Source organism: Sulfurovum sp. bin170, assembly GCF_010892395.1.
In the GTDB taxonomy this organism is placed as follows: Bacteria; Campylobacterota; Campylobacteria; order Campylobacterales; family Sulfurovaceae; genus UBA1140.
In genome coordinates this window covers 1-2756 of record NZ_JAACKB010000347.1, presented here as the reverse complement: position 1 = coordinate 2756, position 2756 = coordinate 1, and the positions used below count along the sequence as shown (strand labels likewise).

Annotated in this window: 3 protein-coding genes and 1 tRNA gene; all 4 read left to right on the top strand. The window is 37.5% G+C overall.

What is annotated here, in order from left to right; all coding sequences use genetic code 11:
* A partial coding sequence (locus tag GSY74_RS08315; RefSeq protein ID WP_164664641.1) for a YqhA family protein occupies nucleotides 1–498 on the top strand: 498 nt, incomplete at its 5' end.
* Complete coding sequence (gene hemE / locus GSY74_RS08310; RefSeq protein WP_164664640.1) at nucleotides 499–1539, top strand: uroporphyrinogen decarboxylase; 1041 nt, start codon at nucleotides 499–501, stop codon at nucleotides 1537–1539.
* A gap of 139 nt (nucleotides 1540–1678) precedes the next feature.
* Nucleotides 1679–2593, top strand: a complete 915-nt coding sequence (locus tag GSY74_RS08305; protein WP_164664639.1) for a radical SAM protein — start codon at nucleotides 1679–1681, stop codon at nucleotides 2591–2593.
* A 73-nt stretch (nucleotides 2594–2666) separates the two neighbouring features.
* A tRNA-Asn gene (locus GSY74_RS08300) sits at nucleotides 2667–2741 on the top strand.
* Nucleotides 2742–2756 lie beyond the last annotated feature (15 nt).

Sequence of the window (2756 nt, the reverse complement as noted above, 5' to 3'; positions counted from 1 at the left end):
GAACTATTTTTTGAAAAAATACTTTGGAATACACGATATTTTGTACTTTTAGCAGTTGTTTTTTCTATATTGGGTGGAATTGCACTTTTTTTTGTTGCTTCTATTGACATTTATGGTGTTATAAGTAATATTATTATGACCTATTTCAACGGTTTACATCCTGAAAAATTTCATGAAGAGATTGTCTCAGGATTGATAGGTGCGGTGGATTTGTATCTAATGGCAGTGGTGATGTTTATCTTTGGATTTGGTCTTTATGAGCTATTTATATCCGAAGTTGATATAGCAACAGAGGAGAGTATTTCCAATATTTTAAAAGTTCACTCTCTTGATGAACTTAAAGACAAGCTAGGAAAAGTTATCATTATGGTTCTGATAGTCAACTTTTTCCAACGCGTTCTCTATACAGAGTACAATGGTGCGTTGGATTTGGTTTATCTTTCAGGTTCTGTTTTGGCACTTGCCTTAGCATTATATTTTTTACATAAAGGTCATTAAATGAGTAAGATTTTTGTAGACGCGTGTTTAGGAAAAGAGACACCATACACTCCTGTATGGATGATGAGACAAGCAGGACGATACCTACCAGAGTATATGGCGGTAAGAGCCGAGGCAGGGAACTTTTTAAACCTATGTCATGACCCTGCAAAGGCAGCAGAGGTGACGATTCAGCCACTAGATATTGTTGGTGTTGATGCAGCAATTCTATTTTCAGACATCTTGGTAATCCCTGATGAGATGGGAATGGATTTGGAGTTTATCAAAGGTTTTGGACCAAAGTTCAATGACCCTCTGACTTCTCAAGAAGATTTGGACAGATTAATCGGTGGTGAAGAGGCAGCGAATAAACTCACTTATGTTTATGATACGATTAAACTGCTTCGTAAACAACTAGATGAGAGAGGTGATGAGATAGCTCTCATTGGTTTCTGTGGTGCTCCTTGGACTTTGGCTACATATATGATAGAGGGGCAAGGGACTAAGACCTATAATATCTGTAAAAAGATGATGTACTCAAACCCTGAACTTCTGCATAATATTCTAAGAGAAGTAACAGAAGTTGTAAAATACTACATGGAGAAACAGATAGAGTCAGGAATTGATGTAGTACAAATCTTCGATTCTTGGGCAGCTGCGATTGAACCAGATAGATATGATGAGTTTTCATGGAAATATATGGTTGAAATTGCTGATTATCTTAAATCGAAATATCCAGATACCCCGATTATTATGTTTCCAAAAGGTGTACCTGCATTTTTAGATAAAGTGTATGGTAACTTTGATGTATATGGTGTTGACTGGGGTACACCAATGGAGTTAGCTAAAGAGAAACTTGGAGATAAGTATGTACTTCAAGGAAATATGGAGCCGTGTAGACTCTACTCCAAAGAGGCGACTACGGAGTCTGTGGCAATTTTAGCTGAAACGATGAGAGATGGAAGACATATCTTTAATCTTGGTCATGGGATTCTTCCTGATGTTCCTGTGGAGAATGCTAAACATTTTGTTAGTGAGTGTCAGAGACTTTCTAAGAGATAGTAATCTCTTCTTCTTTTTTGCGTAGGGTGCGTTTTCCAACGCACCTTTTATCCCAATGACCAAACAGATATTTTTATTATGCCAATGGAAGGTGCGTTGAAAACAGCACCCTACGGAATACAATATTTTAAGGAAAAAAATGAACATAATATTCGGTCCCATAAACTCCAGACGCTTCGGTAAATCATTAGGTATCGACCTCAGCCCAACCAAAAAGCAGTGCAATTTTGACTGCTTGTATTGCGAACTAGACCCTGCAAAGACAGTAGCAGAGTATGATGAAGTAGTATCTGTAGAAGATGTTATGAATGCTTTGAATGTCGTACTTGTCGAACATCAAGATATAGATGCTTTGACTATAACAGCAAATGGTGAGCCAACTCTCTATCCATATCTATCGGAGCTTATGGATGAGATAAATCAGATAAAAGGTAGCATCCAAACTCTTATACTGTCAAATTCGGCGAAGATAGCAGAAGTAAAAGTTCAAGAGGCTTTGATGAAGTTTGATACGGTAAAATTATCGTTGGATTGTGCCACTTCTCGCTGTCTGAAGAGACTTGACAGGTCGCATGAGGGAATTACTGTCGAGAGCATCAAAGAGGGGATGTTGGAGTTTAGAGCTAAGTTTTCAAATCCACTGATTATAGAGATACTTATGGTCAAAGGGATTAATGACTCTGTTAAGGAGATTGAGGCTCTGAATGAATATCTTTTACAGTTGAACCCTACTCGGATAGATTTGGGAACTATAGATAGACCACCCGCTTATAAGGTAGAAGCTTTGAGTTATGAGGAGTTGCGTGAGGCAACACTGCTGTTTGATAGCTCTCTTCCTATCTATATAGCAACTCGTAAAAAAGTCACTGGCAAACCATCAGCTTATAGTAAATATGAAATCTTGGAAACTATAAAAAAACGCCCTTTGACACAAGATGATATAGCCGTGCTTTTTGATGATGATAGTAAGCAGAGGCTTAAAGATATGTTAAATAAAAATCAACTTCACTTAGAAAATAGTAGTGGATACGGTTTTTTTGTTATAAACAAATAGAAATCAGAAAAAACTCTTGACATTAAAGCAATTTTTCTCTATAATCGCACTCCACAAAAGATGTGGAGATTGTTCCGAATTAGCTCAGCGGTAGAGTAGGTGACTGTTAATCACTTGGTCGCTGGTTCGAATCCAGCATTCGGAGCCACTATTACACTAAAAT

Bases quoted from the DNA above. Each gene is read 5' to 3' on its own strand.
- hemE (WP_164664640.1), top strand. From the start codon at position 499: ATGAGTAAGATTTTTGTAGACGCGTGTTTAGGAAAAGAGACACCATAC.
- GSY74_RS08305 (WP_164664639.1), top strand. From the start codon at position 1,679: ATGAACATAATATTCGGTCCCATAAACTCCAGACGCTTCGGTAAATCA.